Annotated in this window: 24 protein-coding genes; 10 read left to right on the plus strand and 14 right to left on the minus strand. The window is 63.0% G+C overall.

Going from position 1 to position 25580, the window contains the following annotated elements:
• The first annotated feature begins 29 nt into the window (after positions 1-29).
• From adhP to AOZ07_RS00735, 3 genes are all read left to right on the plus strand, one after another.
• Entirely contained in the window at positions 30-1061 is a 1032-nt protein-coding gene (gene adhP / locus AOZ07_RS00725) for an alcohol dehydrogenase AdhP (RefSeq protein ID WP_060700253.1), read from the plus strand.
• Between the two features lie 136 nt (positions 1062-1197).
• Positions 1198-1611 carry a DUF779 domain-containing protein gene (locus tag AOZ07_RS00730; RefSeq protein ID WP_060703243.1) on the plus strand — a complete coding sequence of 138 codons (414 nt, stop codon included), beginning with the start codon at positions 1198-1200 and terminating at the stop codon, positions 1609-1611.
• Positions 1612-1620: 9 nt separating this feature from the next.
• Entirely contained in the window at positions 1621-2034 is a 414-nt protein-coding gene (locus AOZ07_RS00735; protein WP_060700254.1) for a VOC family protein, read from the plus strand.
• A gap of 14 nt (positions 2035-2048) precedes the next feature.
• Here the strand turns inward: AOZ07_RS00735 and AOZ07_RS18505 are convergent, their stop codons facing one another.
• From AOZ07_RS18505 to AOZ07_RS00755, 5 genes are all read right to left on the minus strand, one after another.
• The gene (locus tag AOZ07_RS18505) at positions 2049-2210 is read right to left on the minus strand and encodes a hypothetical protein (protein WP_098945479.1); all 162 of its coding nucleotides are present in this window, start codon (positions 2208-2210) and stop codon (positions 2049-2051) included.
• 19 nt (positions 2211-2229) lie between these two features.
• Positions 2230-2508, minus strand: coding sequence for a metal-sensitive transcriptional regulator (locus AOZ07_RS00740; RefSeq protein ID WP_060700255.1), 279 nt, complete (start codon positions 2506-2508; stop codon positions 2230-2232).
• Between the two features lie 226 nt (positions 2509-2734).
• Positions 2735-3586 carry a sulfite exporter TauE/SafE family protein gene (locus AOZ07_RS00745; RefSeq protein ID WP_236995228.1) on the minus strand — a complete coding sequence of 284 codons (852 nt, stop codon included), beginning with the start codon at positions 3584-3586 and terminating at the stop codon, positions 2735-2737.
• A 3-nt stretch (positions 3587-3589) separates the two neighbouring features.
• Complete coding sequence (locus AOZ07_RS00750) at positions 3590-4129, minus strand: rhodanese-like domain-containing protein (RefSeq protein WP_060700256.1); 540 nt, start codon at positions 4127-4129, stop codon at positions 3590-3592.
• Positions 4130-4162: 33 nt separating this feature from the next.
• Complete coding sequence (locus tag AOZ07_RS00755) at positions 4163-5548, minus strand: MBL fold metallo-hydrolase (protein WP_060700257.1); 1386 nt, start codon at positions 5546-5548, stop codon at positions 4163-4165.
• 304 nt (positions 5549-5852) lie between these two features.
• On the opposite strand from AOZ07_RS00755, the gene AOZ07_RS00760 reads away from it, so the two are divergent.
• The gene (locus AOZ07_RS00760) at positions 5853-7256 is read left to right on the plus strand and encodes a dihydrolipoyl dehydrogenase family protein (RefSeq protein ID WP_060700258.1); all 1404 of its coding nucleotides are present in this window, start codon (positions 5853-5855) and stop codon (positions 7254-7256) included.
• On the opposite strand, the gene AOZ07_RS00765 is transcribed toward AOZ07_RS00760, so the two are convergent.
• Entirely contained in the window at positions 7221-7892 is a 672-nt protein-coding gene (locus tag AOZ07_RS00765; RefSeq protein ID WP_060700259.1) for a GntR family transcriptional regulator, read from the minus strand. The genes AOZ07_RS00760 and AOZ07_RS00765 overlap by 36 nt on opposite strands.
• A 130-nt stretch (positions 7893-8022) precedes the next feature.
• On the opposite strand from AOZ07_RS00765, the gene AOZ07_RS00770 reads away from it, so the two are divergent.
• Complete coding sequence (locus AOZ07_RS00770) at positions 8023-10857, plus strand: FAD-binding and (Fe-S)-binding domain-containing protein (RefSeq protein ID WP_060700260.1); 2835 nt, start codon at positions 8023-8025, stop codon at positions 10855-10857.
• Positions 10858-11013: 156 nt separating this feature from the next.
• Positions 11014-11811, plus strand: coding sequence for a carbon-nitrogen hydrolase family protein (locus AOZ07_RS00775; RefSeq protein WP_060700261.1), 798 nt, complete (start codon positions 11014-11016; stop codon positions 11809-11811).
• 67 nt (positions 11812-11878) lie between these two features.
• Here the strand turns inward: AOZ07_RS00775 and AOZ07_RS00780 are convergent, their stop codons facing one another.
• On the minus strand, positions 11879-13339 hold the full coding sequence (locus AOZ07_RS00780; RefSeq protein WP_060700262.1) for an HNH endonuclease: 1461 nt from the start codon (positions 13337-13339) through the stop codon (positions 11879-11881).
• Between the two features lie 78 nt (positions 13340-13417).
• Positions 13418-15010, minus strand: a complete 1593-nt coding sequence (locus AOZ07_RS00785; RefSeq protein WP_060700263.1) for a PucR family transcriptional regulator — start codon at positions 15008-15010, stop codon at positions 13418-13420.
• A gap of 114 nt (positions 15011-15124) precedes the next feature.
• Here AOZ07_RS00785 and AOZ07_RS00790 point away from each other — a divergent pair, with 114 nt between their 5' ends.
• Complete coding sequence (locus AOZ07_RS00790; protein WP_060700264.1) at positions 15125-16609, plus strand: amino acid permease; 1485 nt, start codon at positions 15125-15127, stop codon at positions 16607-16609.
• Positions 16610-16626: 17 nt separating this feature from the next.
• Complete coding sequence (locus AOZ07_RS00795; protein WP_236995229.1) at positions 16627-18297, plus strand: flavin monoamine oxidase family protein; 1671 nt, start codon at positions 16627-16629, stop codon at positions 18295-18297.
• Between the two features lie 58 nt (positions 18298-18355).
• On the opposite strand, the gene AOZ07_RS00800 is transcribed toward AOZ07_RS00795, so the two are convergent.
• From AOZ07_RS00800 to AOZ07_RS00825, 6 genes are all read right to left on the minus strand, one after another.
• Positions 18356-19336 (minus strand): cyclase family protein, encoded by a 981-nt coding sequence (locus tag AOZ07_RS00800; protein ID WP_060700265.1) that lies wholly within the window; start codon positions 19334-19336, stop codon positions 18356-18358.
• Entirely contained in the window at positions 19333-19581 is a 249-nt protein-coding gene (locus AOZ07_RS00805; RefSeq protein WP_060700266.1) for a hypothetical protein, read from the minus strand. The genes AOZ07_RS00800 and AOZ07_RS00805 overlap by 4 nt, the downstream gene beginning before the upstream one ends.
• Before the next feature lie 16 nt (positions 19582-19597).
• Positions 19598-20935, minus strand: a complete 1338-nt coding sequence (locus AOZ07_RS00810; protein ID WP_060700267.1) for a TRAP transporter large permease subunit — start codon at positions 20933-20935, stop codon at positions 19598-19600.
• A 33-nt stretch (positions 20936-20968) separates the two neighbouring features.
• A complete protein-coding gene (locus AOZ07_RS00815) occupies positions 20969-21745 on the minus strand; it encodes an NAD(P)-dependent oxidoreductase (protein WP_060700268.1) in 777 nt (258 codons plus the stop codon).
• Between the two features lie 20 nt (positions 21746-21765).
• Positions 21766-22389 (minus strand): RraA family protein, encoded by a 624-nt coding sequence (locus AOZ07_RS00820; RefSeq protein ID WP_060700269.1) that lies wholly within the window; start codon positions 22387-22389, stop codon positions 21766-21768.
• A 242-nt stretch (positions 22390-22631) separates the two neighbouring features.
• On the minus strand, positions 22632-23411 hold the full coding sequence (locus AOZ07_RS00825) for an IclR family transcriptional regulator (RefSeq protein WP_060700270.1): 780 nt from the start codon (positions 23409-23411) through the stop codon (positions 22632-22634).
• A gap of 138 nt (positions 23412-23549) precedes the next feature.
• Between AOZ07_RS00825 and AOZ07_RS00830 the strand changes: the two genes are divergently transcribed.
• Both AOZ07_RS00830 and AOZ07_RS00835 read left to right on the plus strand, forming a co-directional pair.
• Positions 23550-24050, plus strand: a complete 501-nt coding sequence (locus tag AOZ07_RS00830; RefSeq protein ID WP_060703246.1) for a tripartite tricarboxylate transporter TctB family protein — start codon at positions 23550-23552, stop codon at positions 24048-24050.
• Position 24051: 1 nt separating this feature from the next.
• Complete coding sequence (locus tag AOZ07_RS00835; RefSeq protein WP_060700271.1) at positions 24052-25557, plus strand: tripartite tricarboxylate transporter permease; 1506 nt, start codon at positions 24052-24054, stop codon at positions 25555-25557.
• The last annotated feature ends 23 nt before the right edge of the window (positions 25558-25580 follow it).

Genomic DNA, 25580 nt, shown 5'->3' on the forward strand with positions numbered 1-25580 from the left:
CTTTGAAAGCCATGCAAAGGACAAAGTACATGAGCACGATGAAAGCTGCAATAGTTGAAGGTTTCGGCGAAGAGTTTCAGGTAAAGGACGCTGCGATTCCGCAACCGGGCCCCGGTCAAGTGCTGGTCAAGCTGATTGCCTCCGGCGTTTGCCATACGGATCTTCACGCTGCCGAAGGTGACTGGCCAGTCAAGCCCAAGCTGCCATTGATCCCGGGGCATGAAGGCGTGGGAACTGTTGAGAAGCTTGGCGAAGGAGTCACCGAAGTCGCGGTGGGCGACTTGATTGGCAATGCCTGGCTCGCCAGTGCTTGCGGTCATTGCCAATACTGCCGAACCGGTTGGGAGACACTGTGCGAGGCCCAAACCAACGGCGGGTATTCGGTGGACGGATCGTTCGGCCAGTACATGCTGGTCGATGCGCGTTATGCGGCGCGCATCCCTGAAGGCTCAGACCCCCACGAAATTGCTCCGGTGCTGTGCGCGGGGGTGACGGTGTACAAGGGGCTGAAGATGACCGAAGTCAGGCCCGGCCAGTGGGTCGCCATCTCGGGCATTGGAGGGCTGGGGCATATTGCGGTGCAGTACGCAGTAGCCATGGGAATGCGCGTCATCGCCATTGACGTGGCTGACGACAAGTTGGCATTGGCTGCTAAACACGGTGCAGAAATTACAGTAAATGCCTTCGCCCAAGATCCTGCTGAAGTGATCCAGGAAAAGATTGGCGGAACACACGGCGTGCTCGTGACCGCTGTCCACCCCAAGGCGTTTGGGCAGGCGATCGGCATGACTCGCCGTGGCGGAACTATTGTGTTCAACGGGCTGCCAGCCGGTGACTTCCCGGCCCCGATCTTCGACATCGTGCTCAAGGGTCTGACTATCCGCGGTTCGATCGTCGGAACCCGACAGGACATGATCGAGGCGCTGGACTTCTACGCCGCGGGAAAGATCAAACCGACATTCCACACACGGCCCCTGGACGACATTAATGCAGTCTTCGATGAGATGCGCCATGCCAAGATCGATGGCCGCGTGGTGATCGACTACACCGGAGAAAAATAGTCGCGACCGCTTGCCCGTGCCTGGCAGCCGTCCCCTTTCGGCGGCCAGGCTCGGGCATTGGCGTATGCCCAGCACCGTGGACTGCATTGATCAAATGGAGGACACTGGCAACAACAACTTCACGCAGGAGCGAATCATGAGTACCGCGAGAGAAACCAAGGCGACCATCAACGGGGAAAGCTTCTCCCGGGTGGCTTTCACCCCCGAGGCCTTGGAACTGCTGCGCAAGCTCTGGGGGATCCATGGCCCGCTGATGTTCCACCAATCCGGTGGCTGCTGCGACGGCTCCTCGCCCATGTGCTATCCGGCCGGAGAATTCCGCACCGGCGGCTCGGATATCCTGCTCGGCCTGCTTCCCTTGGATGATGGGCAGGGCCAATCACTGGGCGAGATCGAATTCTGGATGTCCAAGGAGCAGTTCGAGTATTGGAAGCACACCAAGCTGACCGTTGATGTGGTGGCCGGGCGCGGCTCCGGGTTCTCGGTAGAGGCCCCGGAAGGCAAGCGCTTCCTGATCCGCAGCCAGATCATAGAATTCCCCTCCAGCTAGGAGCGACTGATGCAAGGTCCCAAGGTCTATATCCATTTCCCGGGCACTGCCCGCGAAGCGCTGGGCTTCTACGCCGGCATTTTTGGCGGCGAGCTCGCGCTGTACACCCTTGAGGAGTTCAACCGCACCGATGGCGACCCGCAGGCCATCGCCCATGGCGAGCTCAATGGCGTGGTTTGCTTGGCTGGCTCCGATGCCTCCGGGGAGGATCGGCCATTTCGCTCCGAGGGAATGATGCTTTCGCTGCTGGGCACCGCGGAACCGGCGGTGCTGCACCGGTGGTTCGACCAGCTTGGCGCCTCGGGCGAAGTGATCGACCCGCTCTCGGTGAAGCCCTGGGGCGCGAGCGACGGGCAGGTGCGCGACCGCTATGGGCTGCACTGGCTGATCGGCTACGAAGGCGCCGAGGCGGCGCAGAAATAGCGCTTGCCCCCTTTTCACCTGCCGAACAGGCGGGCGAGGAAGCCCTTCTTCGCCTCGTTCCCGTGGCCGGCGCAACGATCCTTGGCTGGAACGCCGCGCATGACGGAATCAACGTGCTGGCCACAGCCAGCCCAGGTGGTCTTCTGGCAGATCTTGCACTGAACCTGGCGGCACATGATTTCTCCTTGGTGTTGGCTATGAAAGGGAAAGGAAGAGCTTTTCGAGCTCTTCGACGCTCAGGCCGTCCTCTTCTTCGGAGGCCTTCTGCGGGTCGGCGATGCAGTACTGCATCGCGGTGGACACTATGGCGAATCCGGCGCGGTCCAGCGCGGTGGACACTGCAGCAAGCTGCGTGACCACTTCCCTGCAGGATCCGTCGGTTTCCACGGCGTTGATCACCGCATCGAGCTGGCCGCGGGCGCGCTTGAGCCGGTTGAGGATTCGCTTGCGGGTTGCTTCATCAGCGGTGCGCATCAATTGCTCCTTGTGTTGGTGCCGTGGTCCTCCAGCGCGGTGAGCAGCTGTTCGAACGCAACAGGGTTCAGTGCTCCGGGTTCTGAATGTACAAGTATTCCATTTCTTGAACGCCATCAGCGTCGGGACCGCGGCAATTTGCCTGGCCTTGGCCAGCCCCGGCTGGATTTTCGTGTTGGCCTTTCCGAAGGTGATGTCCAGGTGGAATCGGCGATGTCTGCGGGTTTCATGATCTAGCTGCTCTCAGGGCTAGCCGGCAGTTGGGCATCACGAGGCAGGCTGTACCGAGCAGGCTGGCCGCGCCTGCGACAGCGAGGACGGCGATGCCAGCAGGCGCTGGCAGTTCCTGGGTCAGCACGAAGACGCCCATCGCCAGCACGAACCATCCGAAGCTTCGGCGCAGCGCTTTCTCGTTGATGCTGTGCGCCAGGCGTGCGCCGGCCAGCGAACCGAGGATCGCGGCAGCCACCAGCCCAGCGGACAGTGGCACGTTCACTGCTGCCGAGGCTGCCTGCCCGGCCACGCCGGCAACCGAATTCAAGGCGATGACCAGCAGCGAGGTCCCGACTGCCTGCCCCATGGGCAATCCCGCCAGCAGCACCAGTGCTGGAACGATCAGGAACCCGCCACCGGCGCCGAGCAGACCGGTAAGCAGCCCAATGCCCAGGCCGATCGGGAGGACCAGCAAGCCAGGCAGCGTGCGCGCTGGCTGCTTGCGGCCGCGGATCATGCCCAGGGCGCTGGCTATCATGATCCCCGCGAACCCGGCCATCAGCACGGCGGCAGGGATGCCCTTGGCCAGCATCCCGCCGGCATATGCTCCGATCATGCTCGCTGCAGCCAGGGCCACGCCGGGGCCAAAGCGCACATTCTTCTTGAATGCATGGGGAACCAGGGTGGCCGCCGAGGTCGCGCCCACTACCAGCAAGGAAGTGGCGATCGATTCGTGGGCCGGCATTTTGGCCATGTAGCTGAGCAGCGGAACCATCAGAATCGACCCTCCGCCTCCAAACAGCCCCAGGCTCAGCCCCACCAGGACGGTAGCGGCCAAGGTCATGATCAGCACGGAGGTTGCCACTGCCTACTTTCCCGTCTTGTTCCAGGGCATCTTGCCCAACACGCTGATCATCGGGCAGGAGTCGCGCACCGCCGAGAACACCAGCCCGCCGCCGATGGCCGCCGAAAGCCAAGCGGCCTTCGGGGAAATGACTTTTGCGCCGATCAGCCCGGCCACCACGAGCGATCCTGCGGTCAGGCGCATCTGGCGGTCCATTGCCCAGCGCTGGATGCCTCGCGCCACGGTGCCTCCGGCAGCCTGGTAGGCGGTAACTCCGCCGCTAAGCACGGTGCCGTGCTCCAAGCCGGCATCCTGCAGCGCGCGCTGAGCCTTGGCTGCGCGGCTGCCGCTATGGCAGATCAGCAGCGGCTTGCCCGGTAGCTTGGCCAGCACCTCGGCGGGATTAGCGGTGAAGTCATCCAGCGGCACGTTGCAGGAGCCGGGGATGTGGACGGTTTCGAATTCGCCTGGGGTGCGCACGTCGATCAGCGCGAGATCGGCGTTGGGGGAGTCCACTAGGCACTTGAGTGCTTCGGCGTCCATGGTCATCACTGGGGTACTCATTGAATGCGGTCCACCTTTTCGTTGGGAGGTTGGTTAGTTGGAGCTGTTTTTCCAGCCAAGGTAGCTGCCTTCGAGCTCGACCACGTCGAATCCGGCATCGCGCAGTGCGCTGGCAGCTACTGCGTTGCGCATGCCGCTCTGGCAGTACGTCACGATTTTGCCGCCGGCAGGCAGCTCCTGCTGATGCCACAGCACCTTGCCGCCTGAGAGGTGGCGCGCTCCCGGGATGTGGCCGGCTGCGTACTCGCTCTTGTTGCGCACATCCAGCAGCAATTCATAGGCGAATTCCTCCAGCTGGGCCGGGGAGATGGACTTCGGAACGGCCAGTGGCAGCCCTTCCAGGCTGGTGGCATAGCCGGTGACCGCGTCGATGCCCACGCGCATCAGATGTGCGCGGATCCGCTCGGCATGCTCCGCGGATTGGGCTAGCACGATCATCGAGCGCTGGTCGTTCTCCGGGTCGTAGGCCCAGGCGCCGAAGCTGGCGGTCTTGCCCAGGCCGGGAATGGATAATGCTCCTGGAACCGTGCCTGCGGCGATCTCGATGTGCGACCGGGTGTCGACGAATACTGCTGCGCCGTCCTGGACTTGCGCCAGGATTTCTTGGGCGCAGACCTTTTCGAGGTGCGGCAGCGGGCCAAGCACTGCTGGGCCTTCGCGGTTCTCGCTTTTCATTCGAGCGAAGTAGGCATGCGCGTCAGGCTGGCCATTGAGCAGCTCGTCGATGAAGCCCTGTTCGTCGTTATTGGCCAGGTAGCCAGCCCACCAGGAGAACTCGCGTTCGTAGCCCAGGGTAGTGGAAGGCACTGCGCCTAGGGCTTTGCCGCAGGCGCTGCCAGAACCGTGGCCCGGATGGACTTGGATATAGTCCGGCAGTTCGGCCAGGGTCTTCTTCAGCGAAGCGTAGAGATCGCGGGCTCCTGCGAAGCGGGTGTCCACGCCGCCGGCGGCCTCATCGAGCAGATCGGGGCGGCCCAGGTCGCCAGCGAAGATGAAGTCGCCGGAGAGCAGGTAGCCAGGAGAGCTGCTGAAGGCGCCGTCGGTGAGCAGGTAGGACAGGTGCTCGGGGGTGTGGCCCGGGGTGTGCCGGGCAATGATCTTCAGGTTGCCCAGGTTGATGGCGTCACCGTCCATGAGCCGCTCTGCCTCGAAGCCGTACTGCCAATCCTTGCCGCCTTCGCCCGAGACGTAGGCCGTTGCGCCGGTGGCAGCTGCCAGTTCGCGGGTGCCGGAGAGGTAATCGGCGTGGATGTGGGTTTCGGCCGCAGCGGTGATGCGCATGCCGTGCTTGGCAGCCAATGCCAAGTAGTCGGAGATGTCGCGGCGTGCATCGACGACCAGGGCTTCGCCCTTGGCCTGGCAGCCGATGAAGTAGCTGGCCTGCGCCAAGTCCTCGTCGTAAAGGCGTTCGAGAAGCATTCGCTTGTCCTTTCGTCTGGTGTTGAGTCCAGCATAGGATATACCCCAGGGGGTATGTCAATAATACCGTGGGGGGTATGCCTGGGGCGATGTTGAATCTGGCCGGCGTCCGGGCTGCCCCACCGGCTGCTCCAGCAAGCTGCGCAATCCCTATTGCATCGATTCCGCTCCCATTCGCGCTCGCCGTCTGGGGAACCGGGGGCCAATCCATGATGACCGGGGCAGCTGGCTATGCCATGCTCGAGGCAGGCTTCTTTCCCATATCGGCCAGCAGCCTGGGCCTCACGCTTCGAAAGGCTAGAGCATGAACGAGCAAGAGAACTACGACCTGATTGTCATCGGCGCCGGACCGGTCGGTGAAAATGTGGCCGACTATGCGACCCGCAAAGGCGTGCGCGTGGCCATCGTCGAGTCCGAACTGGTGGGCGGGGAATGCTCCTACTGGGCGTGCATGCCTTCCAAGGCGCTGCTGCGCAGCGGACATGCGCTGCGCGCGGCCCAGCGGGTGCCCGGCGCCAGCCAAGCGGCCACCGGGAAACTTGATGCCAGCGCGGTGCTGGCAAGGCGCACGCAATTCACCAGCGGATGGAAAGACGACGGGCAGGCCCAATGGCTGGAGTCTGCCGGGATCGAGCTGATCCGTGGCCGAGGCCGCCTGCTGGGGGTCGGCAAGGTGCAGGTCGGCGACCGGATTCTCAGCGCGCGCGCCGTGGCGCTGGCCACCGGATCGATCCCCAAGCTCCCGGAGATCCCGGGGCTGGCCGAAGCCCGGCCCTGGGGAACGCGCGAAATCACCGCGGCGGACCATGTGCCCGAATCCCTGGCCATCCTCGGCGGCGGGGTGGCCGGCACCGAGATGGCCCTCGCCTTCGCTTCGATGGGATCTGCCGTCACGCTGATTTCGCGCGGTCCGCTGCTGGGCCGCGAAGAACCCTTTGCCGGCGAATATGCCGCCGCCGGGCTCAAGGATGCGGGAGTCCAGGTGCGCTTCGGGGCCGCCCCCACCCGTGTGGACCGCGACCAGCATGGCATGATCGCTATCGCCCTGGACGATGGATCATCGCTGCGCGCCAGCGAACTGGTGGTGGCCGCCGGGCGCGCCCCTGCCACCCTTGAGCTGGGGCTGGAGGCCGCCGGGGTGGATGCCAAGCTCGCCGTTGATGACACCATGCTCGTTGCCGGCACCGATTGGCTTTACGCCGTGGGCGATGTGAACGGCCGGGCGCTGCTGACCCATCAGGGCAAGTACCAGGCGCGCATTGCCGGCGAGGCGATCGCGGCCCGGCTGAATGGTACCCCGCTGTCAGCCGGGCCGTGGGGCGCGCATGCCGCCACGGCCGATCACCACGCCGTTCCGCGGGTCATCTTCACCGATCCGGAGGTGGCCGCCGTGGGGCTGACCGAATCCCAGGCCAGGGATGCTGGGATCCCCGTGCAGATCGTGGCCTATGACCTGGGCCAGGTCGCCGGTGCGAGCCTGCATGCCGATGGCTATTCCGGGCGCGCCCAGCTGGTGATCGACCGGGAGCGCCAGGTGGTGATCGGGGCGACGTTTGTTGGCCAGGATGTGGCCGAGCTGCTGCATGCGGCTACCATCGCGATCGTCGGTGAAATCCCGCTGGATCGGCTGTGGCATGCGGTCCCGGCCTACCCGACCATCAGCGAAATTTGGCTACGCCTGCTGGAAACCTGCCGCCAGGCTATCTAGATGCGCGGAGAGCCGGTCGCTGGCATTTTCCAGATGCCGGGCCAAGAGCTCCGCGGCGCCTTGCTGGTCGCCGGCGGCGATCTTCTCCAGCAGGCGGGCGTGCTCGTCAGCGATGTCGCAGGTGTTCAGCAGCGTCGCGTCCTGGACCTGGGTCATGCACAGGCGGATCTCGTCGCTGAGCTGGCCGTAGATGGCACTGGTGCGAGAAGACCCCAGGGCTTGGACCAGCGCGCTGTGGAATCGCACGTCGGGATCGACGATCTGGATCGGCGAAGCCTCCGAGAGCGCGGTGATTTCCGCGTTGGCCTCGCGGGCGGCTTCCGGAACCCGGGAGGTGCTGGCCAGCAGGCGCACCGCTTCGGCCTCGATGATCGCGCGGGTGCGGTAGATATCGCGGGCGTCGGCCGAGGAAAGGCGCGTAACCCGGGCGCTCTGGTGCGCGTTGCGGGTCAGCAGGCCGCTGGCCACCAGATTTTCCAGTGCGGCCTTGGCTGTGGGCCGGGCGACCTCATAGTGCGCGGCCACATCCACTTCGCCCAAGGGCGTGCCGGGAGCCAGCTCGCCGCTGAAGATCCGGGTGCGCAGCGAGGCGATGACCGCCTGGACCACCGAAACCACTCCTAAACGGGCCGCCACTGGGATCCTTTCGCGCCGGCAGAAAATAACTATGCAAGTATCCCATGAATCGTACTACGATGGCATGTGTACTTGTTAGACAATTTTCTTCTTGGGCAGGTTTTTCTTGCCCTCCACACAGGAGCGCACCATGGCATTGAGCACGCCGGCACTCGGTGAACCTACGGTTTCATCCAGCATTCTCGACCTCGTCAGCGAACCTGGGCGCGTCAAAACCCGATCCATCGACCGCGTCGCCTACGCCTCGGATGCCTCGCACTACCTGTACACCCCGCAAGCCGTGATCCTGGCCAAGGACGCCGCCGAAGTATCGGCCCTGCTGCGTGCGGCCTCCAGCAACAACCAGCCGGTCACCCTGCGCTCGGGCGGCACCTCGCTGGCCGGCCAAGCCAGCGGCGACGGGCTGATGATCGACGTGCGCCGCAACTTCCGCGAGATCCAGGTGCTCGATAATGGGGCACGCGTGCGCGTCCAGCCCGGCGCCACCGTGCGCCAAGTCAACGCGCGCCTGGCCGTCTGCGGCACCAAGCTCGGCCCGGATCCCGCCAGCGAGGCCGCCTGCACCATCGGCGGAGTGATCGCCAACAACTCCTCGGGCATGGCCTGCGGCACCGAATTCAACACCTACCGCACCCTGGAATCGATGACCTTCGTGCTGCCCTCGGGCACCATGATCAACACCGCCGATCCCGACGCCGACCGCCAGCTGGCCGCAGCCGAGCCGCAGCTGGTCGCCACCCTGGAAAAGCTGCTGGACCGCGTGCGCGCCAACCCGGCCTCGGTAGCCAAGATCCAGAAGCACTTCGCCCTGAAAAACACCATGGGCTATGGGCTGAACGCCTTCCTGGACTATGGCACCCCGGCCGAGCTGATGGCCCACCTGATCATCGGTTCCGAAGGCACCTTGGCTTTTGTCGCCGAGGCAGTGTTCCGCACCGTGCCCATCCGCAAACTGGCCGTCGCCACCCTGGCAGTCTTCGATAACCTCGATCTGGCCACACGTGCACTGCCCGAACTGCTGGACTCAGGTGCCGCCACCCTGGAACTCATGGACTCCACCTCGCTGCGCGTGGGCCAAGGGCTGCCCGGTGTCCCCGATGCCATTATGGGTTTTGACGTGGATCAACAGGCCGCGCTGCTGGTTGAATACCATGCCGACGCTGCCGAGGAATTAGCTGGGCTGCAAAGCGCCGGCCAGCGCCTGCTGGATTCGGCTGCGCTGCGCGCCCCGGCGCTGCTATCCCAGGACGCCAAGAACCGCAATGCAGCCTGGAAATTCCGCAAGGGGCTCTACGCCTCGGTGGCCGGTGCCCGTGTTTCCGGGACCACCGCCCTGCTCGAAGATGTGGTCGTCCCCGTTCAATCGCTGGCCGAAACCTGTGGCAGCCTGCAGGAACTGTTCACCGAGCACGGCTACGAGGACTCGGTGATCTTCGGGCACGCCAAGGACGGCAATATCCACTTCATGCTCACCGACCGTTTCGAGGGCGATGCGGCACTGAACCGCTACAACGCCTTCAACGAAAAAATGGTCGAACTGGTCCTCGCCAGGGGCGGCAACCTCAAGGCCGAGCACGGAACCGGCCGCGCCATGGCGCCATTTGTCCGTGCGCAGTACGGCGACGAACTCTACGACGTTCACCTGGAACTCAAAGCCGCCTGCGACCCGCGCCTGATGATGAACCCGGGCGTGATCATCGACGAGGACCACGCAGCGCACATCCGCAACATCAAGCTCAATGAAACCATTGAAGTTGAGGCCGACCACTGCGTGGAATGCGGTTATTGCGAACCTGTCTGCCCTTCCAAGGACCTGACTCTCACCCCGCGCCAGCGCATCGTGGTGCGTCGCGCCATCGCCAAGGCCGAGGCCGAGGGCAACGCCGAATTGGCCGCCGAGCTGGAGCGCGATTACGAATACAACGGCGTGCAGACCTGTGCCGTGGACGGAATGTGCGTTACCGCCTGCCCGGTCGGCATTAACACCGGCCTGCTGGTCAAGCGCCTGCGCCGCGAAGACGCGCACCCGGTGCTCGCCGCCGGATTCAAAGCCGCTGCCAAGGGCTGGGGCCCGGCCACCCGGGCCGGCTCGATAGCGCTCAGCATTGCCGATAAGTTCCCGGCTACGCTGGTTGGAGGCATCACCGATGCGGCCCGCAAGGTCGTGGGCACCGACCTCATGCCACGCTACGACGCGGATCTTCCTGGCGGCGGCAAGGCCCGAAAGCCGCTGGCTGGCAATCTGGGTGCTGCTGGCTCCGAACTGCTGGCCGTCTACCTCCCGGCCTGTGTGAACTCGATGTTCGGACCGGCCGGCGAGGGCGAAGGCGTGGCTTCGGCCTTCACTAAGTTGTTGCATGCCGCGGGCGTCTCGGTATTTGTTCCGCAGGGCATTGAATCCATGTGCTGTGGCACCCCATGGACTTCCAAGGGCTATGCCGATGGGCATGAAGCAATGGCCGCTCGGGTGCTCGAAGAAGTTCGCGCGGCTATGCCTGGCAAGAACCTGCCGGTGATTTCGGACGCGTCCAGCTGCACCGAAGGCTTTGCCCACACCCTTGAGGCGCATGGATACGAGGTGGTCGACTTGTTGGCGTTCACCTCGAAGCACCTGCTGGAGAAGTTGCCTCGGATCGAGAAGATTTCCTCGCTGACCCTGCACCCGACCTGTTCGTCGACCCAGATGGGCCTCAACTCGGACTTGCAGAAAATTGCTGAGGCCGTGGCGCAGACGGTGAATACCCCGGTGAATTGGGGCTGCTGTGCTTTCGCCGGGGATCGCGGCATGCTGCATCCTGAGCTGACCGATTCGGCAACCGCGCGCGAAGCAGCCGAGGTTCGCGATCTTGATGCCGCGGCCCATGCTTCGTGCAACCGCACCTGTGAATTGGGAATGACGAGGGCAACCGGAAAGGAATACCGCCACGTGGTCGAGCTTCTCGCTGAAGCTGCCACTAAGCAGTAGGGACGGGCGCCGTCCAGGGAGGTGTTTCCGGGAGGCGTGCTCATTGGTGCGAAAAGTACTCATCAGCTCTGGTTCGGTGCCAAATACCCTAGTCGAGTGATGATGTGTTCGAAATAGGGTTAATGTTAGTCATCAATGATGCTCGGAGGGAGCCACATGCGCATCGCTGTTATGCAGGGCGAAGCAGAGGTCTTGGGGATTGAGCGCAATCTCGATGCCATCGATCAAGCTGCGCAGCGTGCCGCTGGAGATGGCGCAAAAATCTTGCTCACCTCCGAACTTTTTGCCGTGGGCTATGCGCCCTACGTCCTGCGTGATTCGCTGGATGTTTCCCTGTTGCCCTCCGCGCATGAGCGGCTGTCGCACATTGCGTCGAAGCATTCGATAGCACTGGTTTACTCCCTTCCCGAAATCACTGATGATGGCTGGCTGATCACTTCAACTTTCCTTGATGATCGCGGAGTGAAGCGTGCTCATTATCAGAAGGTCCAGCTCTTCGGAGCTGAAGAACATGAAGTGTTCATCGCGGGCAGCAACCCTCCTGCATCATTCGATTACAAGGGAATGACGTTGGGCATGGTGATCTGCTTCGATGTGGAATTTCCTGAGGTTGTCCGCGAGGCCGCTCGTCGTTCGGTGCAACTTTTGCTCGTCCCGACGGCTATGGGGCGCGGATATGAGCAGGTTTGCACTCGTTTGGTTCCGACGCGTGCCATGGAAAGCCAGCTTTTCATTGCCTACGCGAACCACTGCGGTTCTGAAGCTGGATTCGACTTGGCGGGAACTAGCGTCATCGCCGGTGCTGACGGTGCCGTCTTGGCCCAAGCTGGATCTGGTGCAGAACTGCTTGCAGCCGAGATTGATGTGAGTTCTTTGGCGCAGATCAGGGCTGAAGTTCCGTATCTTTCGGAGGCTCGACGGGACCTTTACGCTCAATGGCAATCTGCGGAATGATCAACTTCTAGGGCATTTCCACACGGCGAAGCGCCGTGTGGAAACATCTAGAGTTTTGGGATTGTGGTTATGCCGCAGAGGCTTCCGGGGCATCGCGCCGGCTCAGTTTTTCCTTGAAGTCGTTGAACCATTTTGAATCGGTCGTCAACTGCGGGAAAGGCTTGTGAATGTATCCGGTCGCCGGTGGAGCTGTGGACCGATACGACATCCCGGATACCGGATTGATGAGCATGGTGTGCTGGTCCTTCAAGAGGGTAAATTCAAACCAGCCGCGGGCCTCTTTGGTTTTGTTGCAGACCTTGCAGCGGCCGCAGCAATTATGCACGCTGGTCTTTCCGCCCTTTGCGTACTGTTTCACGTGGTCTGCTTCTTCGACGATTCCGTCGCAAAAAGGTGTGCGGCAATGCCGGTCTCGAATGCTGATGAATTTTTTGAGCTTCTCCGGGAAGATCCGGGCTTTGGAATCCATGCTTATCAAATCCTGATCTCCGGGTGCCGTGTAGATCCTGGAAAGTTCAGTCAGCACTTCAATCTGCTCAATGTGTTCCGGAGTGAGTCTTGCTTCCATCTCTTCAAAGGTCAGTTCGTTCTCGATTTGATGTCCGCCGATCCATTCACGAACATCCTGTGCGGGGATGTATCCGTAGCCTTCAAGGTATGCGGGTTCCCGTTCGCCCTGGAACAGGGCTCGATCAGTCATGATGACGCCAACCTGCAAATTGATCGGCATCTTTGAAGGCTCGCCGATCATCATGTAGCTAAAGAGGATATCGGCCCTGATCTGTTCGAGAGTGCGCTTGTCGCCCTTCTTCTTGAGCTTGCGGGACTCCTTGTAGAGATAGTTTCTAAGTCCCATGCCGGGAAGCAGCGGGAACTGCGCAGTTAGCTTCACGCTGCCGGACGCTTCATCGATCTCCATGCGAGCGAATCGGCGCTCTTCGATGGTTTTATGCTCCTTGGAGACCGGATCGGAATTGTAGGAAAGCGTGAATTTCCGAACGGTGTCCTTGATCTGGTTCCGACCCATGCACTCGAACATGTCTGGATTCTGGCCGTAGATCTCATCAAATTCTGTACGGCGTTGCGCTTTGACGGTCTGCAGCTCGTTGAGGATTGCCAAGACTTGGGGTTCGGTAAATTCACCCCTGGAAAATGCGGCGGCAATATTAGGTGTGTCTTCTAGCAAGATGCGGCAGTTGACTAGGTAGTTGCGGAATCCGGTTGGGGATTGTTTGCGGGCGATGGCCACGCTGCCGGCTGCGCCGCGGGTCTGATCATCCAGGTTGACTCCGCGTTCTTCATGATCGCGAACAAACTCTTTCTCCAGATGATAGGAAAGGCAGGCTTGCTGGAATCGGGCAGAAGCGATGAGGGCTTCGAGCACCTCTATGCCACGGACGCAGTCGGCTTTACCGCCGTGGTCTTGCATCCACGCCAGTTCTTTCTGCAGTGCGAGCCAGTGGTTTTCGAACTCCTCTGGCTCTACCGCTGGGGGCAGGCTATCTCCGTGCGCCTTTGCTTCGGACATGTTCTAATTATACTTCGTAATCTCGAATATGTCTTCGAATAATGTGGAAAACTTTAACCAGAGCCAGGGCGGTTCTGGCTAGCTCCTGGCGAGGAAGTTCAGCGCGAGGTAGAGCTCCTGGCGCACGTCTGCCCGGTTCAGGTCCTTGTCGAGAACCTCGCCGATGGTAGCGATGTGGCGGCGCACGGAATTGCGATGCAGGTCGATGTTCTTTGATGTTTGGTCCCACGATCCGTTGGCCTCCAGCCAGCCTTGAAGCACCTCTAGATAGAGGTCGCGACGGGCATCGGGCAGTTCAAGGATTGGCGCGAGGGCCTCTTCGGCGAGTTGCTTGCCTGCCTGCGGCGGCAGGAGGGACAGGAATGAGCGCGGAATGGATCGGGTATCGAGGCTCTGGCGCTTTTCGCGGATGCGGGGGAGCAGTCCGGTGGCCTGGGCTTGCAGGTCGCCCAATTTTTCGCCGAGCTGGAGGTCGGCTGGCTCTGGGGTGCTGAAGGCGGCGACGTACCCGGCAGTTTTGAGCCGATCGAATATGGCCTGGGTCGGCTTGGTCCGCGTGAGCGCAATGAAGTGGTCGTCCTGCTGCATTGCCAGGTGGGTGTCCAGGAGTGCTTGGAGGTGGGTGAGGTGCAGTGTGAGCGGTTGTTCGGCGGGGGCGTCCAGCGGCGAAATGACCGCAACGCGGATGGGCTGCGTGCTGCCGCCGCCAAGGCTTGCGGCCAGCAGGGCGAGGTCCGGGGCGTCGAGAGTGGCGCGCGAACGCAGGAGCAGTGCGGTGGCCAGCTGGGTTGAGGCGGGGGAGCTGGCGGCGCGTTCGCGCGCGAGGACGTCGAGCAGGCCCAGCGCGGTGGCGATCAGGTTGTGGTCAAAGGCCGACGGGGTGCGCGCGAAGCCGATGCATAGTACGCCCAGAAGTGGCGCGCGGCCGGACGAGGCGAGCGTGGCGCGGATCGGAAAAGCCAGGTCAACCTGCGAATCTGAGCGGTGCATGGCAAATTGCTGGTTGTTGGCGCCGCTGGCGGCCTGTTCGAAGAGCTCGGATTTGAGCTGGTCGCCGAGGTCGGCGGTTTCGGCGGCGGAGGTCTCGTGGCGGACCTTACCCTCGGATCCGAGCAGGCGGACGCTGGCCTTGAGCCGCTGGGAGAGCACGGCGGCCAGCTGGGCTTCGGGGTCCGGGTGGGCCAGGCAGCGCAGGAGGGCGCGGTTGGCTTCGGCGCTGCCGCGCAGCTGGGCGGCATTGTCGGCCTCGATCAGTTGCGCGAAGGCGATGCCGATGGCGGCGAAGGGGACGCTGGGCGGAATTTCCAGCAGTGGCAGGTCGTGCTCGCGGCAGGCGTCGAGCACGGTGGGCGGGATGGCGGTGAAGTAGGGCTCGAGGCCGAAGCCCAGGGCGCTGACCTTGGCCTGGGCGAGCCGGGCGATGAATTGCCGGACCTGCTCGGGGTTCTGATCATGGCCGAGCAGCGGGAAGCCGCTGGTGAGGATCATTTCCTCGTCGAGCAGGTAGTCGGTGGGATCGTCCATGTCGCTGGCCTCGACCCAGCGCAGCGGCCGATCGCCGGCGTCGTGGGCCAGGGAGATTTCCGGGGGCAGCTGGCGCAGGAAGCGGCGCAGCGTGATGCCGGGAGCTGTCGCGTCGAACACTGATTGCTGTGGTGCGGAATGTCCCATGAGAAACTATTTTAGTTCAAAACTTACATCTTGAGAGCCGGATCACAGATCTAGGCTTGAAGGCGGAAGAAAAACCACAGTGCAGCACAATCCACAATGCAGCGAGGACCCGAGATGAACAGCACCACCGGCGCCAGGCCGAAACAAGCCACTGGCCTTGGCCCGCAGCTGCGGCGCCGCAAGCCGATCCAGCAGATGATCGGCGACGCGGAATCCAGCTCATCGGGCGGTGCGCTGCGCCGCACCCTGGGCATGTGGCAGCTGACCATGATCAGCGTCGGCGCCACCATGGGCACCGGAATTCTGGTGATCCTGGGCGCGACCGTGCCGATCGCCGGCCCGGCCATCTGGATCTCCTTCGTGATCGCTGGCGTGACCGCGCTGCTTTCGGCCGTGTCCTACGCGGAAATGGCAGGCATGGTGCCGGTGGCCGGCTCCAGCTACTCCTATTCCTACGCGACCATGGGCGAAGGGATCGCCTGGATCTGCGGCTGGTGCCTGGTGCTCGAATACGCGGTCTCGGTAGCCGCGGTGGCGGTGGGCGCCGGCGAATATGTCAACGAAACCCTGCGGGCCTTTAATATGCAGCTGCCCGCCTCTTTGGCCGGCGGGCCGGCCGAAGGCGGGGTGGTGAACCTGCCGGCGCTGATCGTCGTGGTGCTGGCCACCTTGCTGCTGGTGCGCGGAGCGCGCGAATCGGCGATCGTGAACACCATCGTGGTGGTCATCAAGGCCGGCATCCTCGTCTTCTTCTCGATCGTCGCCTTCAGCGCCTTCAACGCCGGCAACTTCGAGCCGCTGCTGCCGATGGGCGCTGCCGGCGTGACCGCGGCGGCCTCCAGCGTGTTCTTCTCCTATATCGGTTTCGACGCCGCCTCCACGGCCGGCGAAGAGGCCAAGAACCCCAAGCGCGATCTGCCGCGCGCGATCATGCTCTCGATGCTGATCGTGACCATCACCTACGTTTTGGTGGCGGTCTCCGCGATCGGCGCCCGCGAGTGGACCTGGTTCGAGGGCACCGAAGCCGCGCTGGTGCAGATCGTCGGCGAGCTGACCGGACAGCCCTGGCTGGTGCTGGTCTTTGCGCTGGCCTCGGTGCTGGCCATCGCCTCGGTGGTGCTGACCGTGCTCTACGGGCAGACCCGCATCCTGCTGTCCATGTCCCGCGACGGTCTGGTGCCGGCGGCCTTCGGCAAGATCTCCCCGCGCACCGGAACCCCGGTGATCGGCACCCTGATCACCGGCATCCTGGTGGCGATCACCGCCGGGTTCATCCCGCTGGGCGCGCTGGCCGACGCGACGAGCATCGGCACCCTGTTCGCCTTCGCGCTGGTGGGCGTCTCGGTGATGTACCTGCGCCGCAAGCAGCCGCTGGCACCGCGCACCTTCAAGGTGCCCTTCTACCCGATCACCCCGATCCTCGGCGTGGCCGCCTGCCTGTTCCTGATGAGCCAGCTGGGCTGGCACACCTGGCTGGTCTTCGGGATCTGGATGGCCGTGGGCATCGTGATCTACCTGGCCTATGGCCGCCGCCGCTCGGTGCTCGGGAAGCTGAGCAAGCAGGAATATATCGACAGCCACCTTTTGAACAGCAAGTAGGAACACAGGATTTTTTCATGAACAGCACCAATCCCATCACCATGCTCAACCCGGACTTCCCGTTCAGCTACGACCTCTACCTGGCCAACGACGCCGGCCTGGGCTCGGTGCCCGAGTCGCTCTATGGCACCGAGGTGGCAGTGATCGGCGCCGGGCTTTCCGGCCTGGTCACCGCGTACGAGCTGATGAAGCTGGGCCTGAAGCCGGTGGTGTACGAGGCCGACCAGATCGGCGGGCGGCTGCGCACCGCAAGCTTCGCCGCGGCCCCGCAGATCACCTGCGACCTGGGCGGCATGCGCTTCCCGGTCTCCAGCAAGGCGCTGTACCACTACATCGAGCTGCTGGGCCTGGACACCTACGATTTCCCGAACCCGCTGGCCGAGCCCACCGACTCCACGGTGATCGAGCTCAAGGGGCAGAAGATCTATGTGGAGGACCCGGCCGACCTGCCGGTCTTCTACCAGGAAGTGGCCGACGCCTGGAAGCAGGCGCTGCGCGAAGACGCCCACTTCGAGCAGATGCAGCAGGCCATCCGCGACCGCGATGCCAAAATGATCAAGGAACTCTGGGACTCGATGCTCCAGGAGTTCGACGAGGAAAGCTTCTACGGGTTCATCGCGAACTCCAAGGCCTTCAAGCAGGCCGGCTTCGAGCACCGCGAGGCCTTTGGCCAGGTGGGCTTCGGCTCCGGCGGCTGGGACACCGACTTCCCCAACTCGATCCTGGAAATCCTGCGCGTGGTCTACACCGACGCCGACGACTACCACCGCGGCATCACCGGGGGAGCGGCCAAGCTGCCCGAGGCCCTGTGGAACCACGCCCCGGAAAAGATGGCGCACTGGCCGGCGGGCACTTCCCTGTCCTCGCTGCACTCCGGCGCCCCGCGCGGCGCGGTGGCCAAGGTCTACCGCACCGGAAACCCGGGCTTCAACGGCGCGAACACCATCGAGGTCACCGAGCGCTTTGGCCGCACCCAAGAATTCGGCGCCGTGGTCTCCACGGTGCAGTCCTGGCTGCTGTCCACCGGCATCGACACCGACGAGGAGCTGTTCGGCGCAGAACTGTGGACCGCGATCGAGCGCAGCCACTACATGCAGTCCTCGAAGACCTTCGTGATGGTGGATCGCCCGTTCTGGAAGGACCGCGACCCGGTGACCGGAGAATACGCCATGTCCATGACGCTCACCGACCGGCTGAACCGCGCCACCTACCTGCTGGATCACGGCGAGGACCAGCCGGCGGTCATCCTGCTCTCCTACACCTGGAACGACGATGCGCTGAAGTGGCTGTCCCTGTCGGCCGAACGCCGGATGGAGCTGATGCTGCACTCGCTGGAGAAGATCTACCCGGGCGTGGATATCCGCAGCCACATCGTGGGCCAGCCGATCACCGTGTCCTGGGAGTCCGATCCGAACTTCATGGGCGCGTTCAAGGCCAACCTGCCCGGCCACTACCGCTACCAGCAGCGCCTGTACACCCACTTCGACCAGCAAGGCATGGATGCTGCGCACCGCGGCATCTTCCTGGCCGGCGACGACGTGTCCTGGACTGCCGGCTGGGCCGAAGGCGCGGTGACCACGGGCCTGAACGCGCTGTGGGGCGTGGTCAAGCACCTGGGCGGCGAAGACGCCGCCGCCAATCCCGGCCCGGGCCAGTTCCTGGCTGAGATTGGCCCCAAGGCGCTGTAGCTACACGTCCTGTCGGCGCCGGGAAGCGATCCGGCGCCACAGGGCAGTTAGTTTGGGCTCAAAGCACCGCGGTGGCATTGGCCGGCGACCCGGTGCCTCCCACAACGTTTAATGGCTTGATCGTCAGCAGGCACTCCCATCGTTGCAGCTGGCTCATTCGCCGTGCCAGCGGGTCCAGGCGCCACAGCTCCCCGAGCGGAAGGCCGAGCTTCGCCAGGAATTCCTGGTGCATCATTCCGCGGTCATTCGGAGCCGAGGCGAGGAACGGGGAATTGGCGGCCGGCGGCAGGCATTCGACGGCAAAGTTATCTGCCGCCAGGATGCTCAGCCCCGAATCCCAGGCCCAGTCCAGCAGCTGTTCGGACTGCACCAGCCCGGTAGCCTTGCCGCAGTCGCGCTGCCTGGATTTCTCTTCGGGGGACAGCGCCAGGAACCACTCGCTCCAGCCGGTGTGGACCATCAGCGCATCGCCTTCTTCTGCAGTAATTCCCTGGTGGTCCAGGGCTTCGAGCAGCAGCGAAAGCGGGATCTGCTCCCCGTGTGCGTGATCCAGCTGCCGGCCCCGGGCCCTGGAAAACCCGTCGAGGTCCACCAGGAGGCCACGGGTAACGATGGGCTGATCCGACCAGTACTGGATTCCCAGCTCGGTGGTTCCAGGGACGATCTTTTCGTCGGGCACGCCGTTGTAGAAGCCGACCTCGTCAGAACGGCGGTGGCGCAGCCCATCGATCTGCGACGAGCCCTGCAGGTAGAAGCCGTCCAGATAGTCGTCGCGATGGGCCGGATGATTGCCAAAAATATGGTGCTCTGGCGCGCCACGGGTTTTGGACATGCCCGGCGAAAAGGCATCGATCGGATAATCCAGCCCGAAGCATTCGCCCAGGCGCACCGATGCGGCCGCGGCAATGCGCTTGGCTGCATCAATTTTGCCCGGAGCTCCGGCCAAGGGGGAGGCGAACAGGTCCCATGAGGTACCGGCAAGCCGGCCCGGGCGCTGTTTCAGCTCGGCACGAGTGGGGTACTTTTTCTTCCCGCTCATTTGGAAACGTTCTCCTGGGCGTATTTGCGCGGGGTGGAGCCTGCATGAAGCAGCAGGTACGCGGCGATCGAGGCGGTGGAGGCGCAGATGCAAAGGACCGTCTTGAACACCGAGTTCGGTGCGGTCAGCAGCGGCGCGTTGCCGAGGATAATCCCGGCTAATTGCAGCAGGACAAACACGATTCCACCGCCCAGGGCCAGAGCCAGCGAGGCGACGAAGGTTTTTCGAAGTACAAGTTGGTACATTTTGGCTCCTTGGGGGTTAGACCGGCAAGATCCCGGACGCGATCAGCACGCCGATAGCCAGCAATGGCAGTGCGTAGAACAGCATCATCCGGCGGAAGGTGCTGTATGGGTTGACCCCGGCGATGCCGCAGGCAACGTAGAGGGGAGCGCCTCCGGGCGGAACAGCTGCTTCGCAGGAGGAGAATACCAGCACGGCCACCGCGGCGGTCGGGGCAGGGACCCCTGCGGCAACAAGGGCAGCCACTCCCACGGTGCCCACGGCCGCCATTGTCGCAGTCGAGGACAGCGGGGCCGCGACGGCAATGACAATCAGGCCGATCACCAGGGCAAGCAGCCACACCGGCAGCGAAAGCTGGTTCAGCACCGTGGTGAGCTGCTCGGGCAATCCGGTGCTGGCCAGGGCGTTGGCTCCGGCGAAGGCGAAAAGCACGGTGACGCCGACAATGCCAAAACGGGGGATGGAGTCCTCGATCATGCGCGACCAGGCCTTGAGGCTGCGGGGCAATTTGCCCAGCCCGAGCAGCAGGCCCATGGCGATCAACGCGATGGGGATCCAGAAGATCGGGCTGATCGCCTTGGCAACGTTGGTTTGGGTGTAGCTGCTCAAGGCCTCGGCGACAGCGCCGCTGGTGATGATCATCGGAATGGCAACGCCGACAAAAAGCAGGAGGGTGCTCCAGCCTTGCCTGAATGCCACCGATAGCAGCTGGCGCTGTTCGGCAGGGGTGGCTTGCGCGCCACTGCGGCGAACCAGGATATAGGTGACCACCAACCTGTGCGCCACGCACCAAAGCCCGCCAAAAATCAAGGGGACCAAGAGCTCATTGGCCGAGAGCAGCGGCCCGACGGTGGAGGAGCCAACCAGAACGAACATCGAAGCGCTGAAGGGGAAGGTGATTCCCATGCCCGCGTTGCCGGCCACGATGGTGGCAGCGGTGGGGCGGTCGATCTTCGAGCGCTCCATCCACGGAATGGTAATTGATCCCACCGTCGCGGCGATGGCCGCCTGATTGTGCACGATGCTGCCCAAGCTGGCCGAGGACACCGTGGACACGTAGGCCGCCCCGCCCTTGTGGCCGCCGATCAGCGAATCCAGCAGGTTGATCATGCGTTCCATGACCCCGGCGCGTTCGAGCAGGTAGCCCATGAACACAAAAATCACCGTCGCATAGACGATTTCATCGGTGAGCGCTTCATAGAGCGCCGCCCAGCCAACCGGGAGCATCTGGCTGCCGCTGAATGCCGCGGCCACGATGAAGCCGAGAATCATCGCCTCGCCAACGTTGCGGCGCATCAGCACCGTCCAAATGATGATGACCGCGAGGTAGGCGCCCAGCGCCCAGATGCCAATCATGCTGTTTCCTTCCAGAGCTTGCCAGCGTCGCTGCTAGCCAGCTGTCATCCTAGTATCCATGGCCATGCGCTCCATGGCGCTGGCCGAGGCGTCGGTCATTTCGCGGGGGACGCCGAGGTCGTCCAGATACCCGCCGGTGGAGCGCATCTCTGCTGCGCGGCGTACTGCGTGCTTGGCGGTGCCGGACAGGAAGCGATCGATGGTTGCCTGGCCGTCGCCGGCCAGCATTTTGGAGATTTCTGCCCGGATCCAGGGTTCAAGCCCCGCAGCGGCACCGGCTCGAACTGCTTCAATCACCACCGAGGCCAGGCCCTTGGTGAAGATGCTGCGCAGCAGCTTGTGGGCCATGGCGCTGCCCGGCCCGCCTTCCACGACCTCGACCGGCGCTCCCACGGATTCGAGCAGATCGGCAAAGGCCGCGGCTCCTTGGCCGCTGGCCATCAATGGAGTTTTTGCCCCCTGGGCAATGACGGGTCCGAGGATCGCGACATCGATGAAGCTGGCCTGGCTCGAAGTGGAGCCCAGCTCCTCCATGACCTTGGGGGATGAACTGGTCAGGTCCGCATAGCCAGATCCCGGCTTCATCACCGGCAAGCATTCCCGGGAGACCTTCGGTGCGGCACCGGCGCCGGTCAGCACCAGGACCATGTCTGCATCCTTGGCTGCTTCTGCCGCCGACTGGGCCAGGTGCGCGCCGTGCGGGGCGTGGTTGATGAATGGATCGTAGCCGATGATGTCGTGGCCGGCTTCGAGGAGCGCGGCAGCATAAATCTGTCCGACCTCGCCTAGTCCGATGAGTGCACATTTCATAGTGTCAGGGCCTTAAATAATCAGGAATGGGTGTTGGCGCGGTCGGCAAGAATGGCTGCGCGGCGCTGGGACTCGTCAAGATTCACTGCTTCTGCGGCGGTGGCGATATCTTCGGCGCGCTCTGCCGGGATAACCACCAATCCGTCCGAGTCTCCGACGACGATGTCTCCTGGCGAGACCGCGACGCCGCCAAAGGCGATAGTCCCGTTGACCTCGAAGGGGCCATTCTTGTAGGGGCCGGCGGGGCTGGTGGCCCGGGCGAAGACCGGCAGGTTGATTTCGCCGAGATCCACGGCATCGCGAACTGCCCCGTCAACGGCGAATCCGGCGACACCCTTGGATATCGCGCGTTCGCCGATGAGCTCTCCGAGAAGCGCGCGGTCGGTGTAGCCCCCGCCGTTGACGACGATAACCTGTCCGGGTTGAACATGTTTGAGGGCTTCGTGGATTCCGGCGTTGTCCCCCGGGGCCACCCAGACGGTATACGCCGGCCCGGAAATTTTGGCGCCATCCCACACTGCCTGGATTTCTGCTGAGGCAATGCCCAGCCGCTGCATGGCGTCGCCGATGTTGGCGGCCGGAAGCGCAGCGAGCCGATCGATGACGGATTGCTCGACGAGAAGAGATTGCGTCGATTGGTTCATGGTGCACCTGTCCCAAGTCCTGGGGCGAGCGTGAAACAGCCAAGGGTAAATTTCATTAGCCGGTCTATAGTTTCACACTACGCAATTTATTGATGATGTACGGAATCATTGCATGGGGTGCATCACAGTGTCAAGGTGCGGGGGCGGGGGTTTCGCGCAGGAGCGCCCAAGGCGCCGGGGAATCCGGGCGCGCCAATCAGGCGCGTGATCCACGCGCCTGATTGGCGGGGCGGTTGCGGCCGTTAGTAGACGCTGCTCGCCAGCAGGTCGGATAGGCGGCGGGCGGCCTGGAGGAGTTCGGGAGCCCGGGTTTCCAGGGCTTCGCGGGTCACGGTGTGGATGGGGCCGGTCAGCGAGAGCGCTTCCGTGGGCGGGCCCTGGCGCGACGGGATGGCGGTGGCCATGGAGATGATGCCCAGGGCGCGCTCATCTTCGGAGATGGCGTAGTTTGCACCAGCCTTGGGCGTGCGGGACTTGATGGCGTCGAGATCGAAGTCTTCGGATTCGTAATGCAGGCGCCGGGATGCTTCGGCGATCTGCGTTAGCTCGTCGTCATCGGCGCCGAGCAGGAAGATGCGTCCGGCTGCGCCGGATGTCAGGGGCAGGCGCCGGCCCTGCGGGAGGTTGTAGCCCAGGGAGCTTTCGCCCACGACGCGTTCAACCAGTACCCGCTCGCTGCCCAATCGCGTGTACAGCGAAGCTGTCAGATTGGTGGCCTGGGAAAGTTGCTGGAGGATCGGCTGCGCAACACGGGGCAGCGGGTCATTTTCCAGGAAGACGCGGGCTGCGGGCAGTACTGCTGGGCCCAATCGATAGCTCTTGTCGGTCTGGCTGACGAGTCCCGCCTCATGGAGCACCCGCAGGATGCGCAGTGTTGTCGGCGAGCTCATGCCCATATCGGCAGCGATGGCGCTCAGGCGCCTGGGGTGCTCATAGCGCTGGATCTGCTCAAATACGGCAATGGCCCTGGTTAAAGACCTCATGCCGTTGGGTGTCTCGGACTTCTCTTTTTCTGCCGCCATGATTTCATTCTATGCAATTAATTTGTAATTTGATGCACTTCCTTGACGGCCGCCTGTGCCCCATGTCACCATTTCATGGAACGCTAGATAATTTTACAGTATGAAATTTATGAACAAACTATGCAATTGGAGGAAGCTGTGTCGAACGATGCAACGGGGAGACGGGTTCCACCGGGACGATGGCCAATCCTCATTGGCCAGGCAATTATCGCCCTCGTCGGCCTGTATGCGTTCCTGGGCTCATTGAGCCTTGGACTCTGGAGCAGCCTCGGCCCGGGGGCCGGCTTCTTTCCAGCAGTACTTGGCATTTTCCTGATGGTTCTCGTCGCCCTGTGGTTTGTGCAGGAACGTGCCAAGCCAACGGTGGAAACCGGGGGAGAGACGTTTGACCGGGCGCAGGTCTGGGCTGTCATTGCCAGCTTGGTGATTCTGGCCGCTGCCTTGCCATTCCTCGGATTCCAGCTGAGCGTATTTGCCTTTCTCATGTACCACCTCAGCTTCCGGGCCCGGATTGGAAGGGTGAAAGCCATCGTTATTTCCCTTTGCGGCAGCGTCGGCGTTTTTTACCTGTTCACCACCGTCCTGCACGTCACCCTGCCGGTGGCAACGCTGCCGCCACTGAGCATGATTGGACTTTGACATGGATGTTCTCAATGAACTCATGATGGGTTTTGCCGCGGCAATGACTTGGCAAAACCTCCTCTTCGCCTTTGTCGGCTGCTTGCTGGGCACGGTCATTGGCGTCCTGCCCGGCATTGGGCCTGTCGCGGGCATCGCCTTGCTGATTCCGCTGACCCTCAACCTTGATCCTGCCGGATCCATCATCATGTTGTGCGCGATTTTTTATGGCACAACCTACGGTGGCACCATTACCAGCGTCCTGCTTAATACGCCCGGCGAGGCGGCATCGGCCATTACCGCCATCGACGGCTATCAAATGACCAAAGTCGGGCGGGCGGGCGTAGCGCTGACCATTGCCGCGGTAGGCTCATTCATCGGCGGCACCATCGCCACCGTTGGCCTGGTCATGGCGGCCAAGCCCCTGGGCAGCCTGGGGCTGCTGATCGGGCCGCCGGAATTCTTCGCGCTCGTGGTTGTCGGCATTTCGCTGCTTGTTGCCTTGGCGGGGCGCTCAATGGTCCGGGCCCTGATTTCCGGCGCCCTGGGCCTGCTGATTTCAATGATTGGCATCGATCCTGTCATGGGAGCCCCGCGTTTCACCTTCGGCATGGAGCGTTTGCTTGACGGCGTTTCATTCGTGGCGGTCATCGTCGGCATTTTCGGGCTATCCGAAATCTTGTCCTACCGCCCGGGGAAGAACCAGGCGGTGACGCAGGCACCCGGAATGCGTGCCCTGCTCCCCACGCGAACTGACTGGAAGCGCAGTACCCCGGCCTTCGCGCGCGGCACCGGCATTGGATTCGCCATGGGGCTGATTCCCGGAATGACCGGGTCGGTTTCCTCGCTGCTGTCCTACGGCGCCGAGAAGAAGTTCTCAAAGCATCGCGACGAACTGGGCCAGGGCGCCATCGAAGGCGTTGCCGGACCCGAGACCGCGAATAATGCGCACGCAAACGGCGCGCTGATCCCGCTCTTTACCCTCGGAATTCCAGCATCGCCGACTATCGCCGTGCTCATGGGAGCCTTCTTGCAGCAGGGCCTCACCCCAGGCCCGACCTTGTTCGCCGAGCACAGCACGCTGGCATGGACGATTATCGCCAGCCTGTTCATTGGCAATATTCTGCTGCTCGTTCTCAATGTCCCCTTGGTCGGCCTCTGGACTTCGATCCTGAAAGTGCCCTACCCGATTCTGGCCGGCTTGATCTTGATGTTCATGGTTGTGGGCGCGTACACGATCAACTTCTCGGTCTTCGACGTCTTTGTCATGATCATCTTCGGACTGGTGGGCCTGGGTCTGCGGCGCCTGGATATTCCTCTGGCGCCGATGGTCCTGACCCTGGTGCTGGGACCGCTGATGGAACGCTCGCTGCGTGAATCCCTGGATATTTCCCATGGCAGCTTCGCCATCTTCCTCGATCGTCCCATCACCATGGTGCTTCTGCTCATCGCCTTGGCCATTGTCTGCAGCCCGCTGCTGAAACTGCGCAAGCCAGCCGCGCTGGTGGCTGAAGATCCCGAAAGCTGAACACCCGCAAATTAGCTGTACCG

Source organism: Glutamicibacter halophytocola (assembly GCF_001302565.1).
Classification (GTDB): Bacteria; Actinomycetota; Actinomycetes; order Actinomycetales; family Micrococcaceae; genus Glutamicibacter; species Glutamicibacter halophytocola.

What these genes read in the sequence shown, in the direction of transcription:
- adhP (WP_060700253.1), top strand. Translation starts at nt 30, where the DNA reads ATGAGCACGATGAAAGCTGCAATAGTTGAAGGTTTCGGCGAAGAGTTT.
- AOZ07_RS00735 (WP_060700254.1), top strand. Translation starts at nt 1,621, where the DNA reads ATGCAAGGTCCCAAGGTCTATATCCATTTCCCGGGCACTGCCCGCGAA.
- AOZ07_RS00800 (WP_060700265.1), bottom strand. Translation starts at nt 19,336, where the DNA reads ATGAGCGGGAAGAAAAAGTACCCCACTCGTGCCGAGCTGAAACAGCGC.
- AOZ07_RS00775 (WP_060700261.1), top strand. Translation starts at nt 11,014, where the DNA reads ATGCGCATCGCTGTTATGCAGGGCGAAGCAGAGGTCTTGGGGATTGAG.
- AOZ07_RS00810 (WP_060700267.1), bottom strand. Translation starts at nt 20,935, where the DNA reads ATGATTGGCATCTGGGCGCTGGGCGCCTACCTCGCGGTCATCATCATT.
- AOZ07_RS00805 (WP_060700266.1), bottom strand. Translation starts at nt 19,581, where the DNA reads ATGTACCAACTTGTACTTCGAAAAACCTTCGTCGCCTCGCTGGCTCTG.
- AOZ07_RS00820 (WP_060700269.1), bottom strand. Translation starts at nt 22,389, where the DNA reads ATGAACCAATCGACGCAATCTCTTCTCGTCGAGCAATCCGTCATCGAT.
- AOZ07_RS00770 (WP_060700260.1), top strand. Translation starts at nt 8,023, where the DNA reads ATGGCATTGAGCACGCCGGCACTCGGTGAACCTACGGTTTCATCCAGC.
- AOZ07_RS00750 (WP_060700256.1), bottom strand. Translation starts at nt 4,129, where the DNA reads ATGAGTACCCCAGTGATGACCATGGACGCCGAAGCACTCAAGTGCCTA.
- AOZ07_RS00740 (WP_060700255.1), bottom strand. Translation starts at nt 2,508, where the DNA reads ATGCGCACCGCTGATGAAGCAACCCGCAAGCGAATCCTCAACCGGCTC.
- AOZ07_RS18505 (WP_098945479.1), bottom strand. Translation starts at nt 2,210, where the DNA reads ATGTGCCGCCAGGTTCAGTGCAAGATCTGCCAGAAGACCACCTGGGCT.
- AOZ07_RS00760 (WP_060700258.1), top strand. Translation starts at nt 5,853, where the DNA reads ATGAACGAGCAAGAGAACTACGACCTGATTGTCATCGGCGCCGGACCG.
- AOZ07_RS00755 (WP_060700257.1), bottom strand. Translation starts at nt 5,548, where the DNA reads ATGCTTCTCGAACGCCTTTACGACGAGGACTTGGCGCAGGCCAGCTAC.
- AOZ07_RS00835 (WP_060700271.1), top strand. Translation starts at nt 24,052, where the DNA reads ATGGATGTTCTCAATGAACTCATGATGGGTTTTGCCGCGGCAATGACT.
- AOZ07_RS00795 (WP_236995229.1), top strand. Translation starts at nt 16,627, where the DNA reads ATGAACAGCACCAATCCCATCACCATGCTCAACCCGGACTTCCCGTTC.
- AOZ07_RS00730 (WP_060703243.1), top strand. Translation starts at nt 1,198, where the DNA reads ATGAGTACCGCGAGAGAAACCAAGGCGACCATCAACGGGGAAAGCTTC.
- AOZ07_RS00825 (WP_060700270.1), bottom strand. Translation starts at nt 23,411, where the DNA reads ATGGCGGCAGAAAAAGAGAAGTCCGAGACACCCAACGGCATGAGGTCT.
- AOZ07_RS00780 (WP_060700262.1), bottom strand. Translation starts at nt 13,339, where the DNA reads ATGTCCGAAGCAAAGGCGCACGGAGATAGCCTGCCCCCAGCGGTAGAG.
- AOZ07_RS00790 (WP_060700264.1), top strand. Translation starts at nt 15,125, where the DNA reads ATGAACAGCACCACCGGCGCCAGGCCGAAACAAGCCACTGGCCTTGGC.
- AOZ07_RS00815 (WP_060700268.1), bottom strand. Translation starts at nt 21,745, where the DNA reads ATGAAATGTGCACTCATCGGACTAGGCGAGGTCGGACAGATTTATGCT.
- AOZ07_RS00785 (WP_060700263.1), bottom strand. Translation starts at nt 15,010, where the DNA reads ATGGGACATTCCGCACCACAGCAATCAGTGTTCGACGCGACAGCTCCC.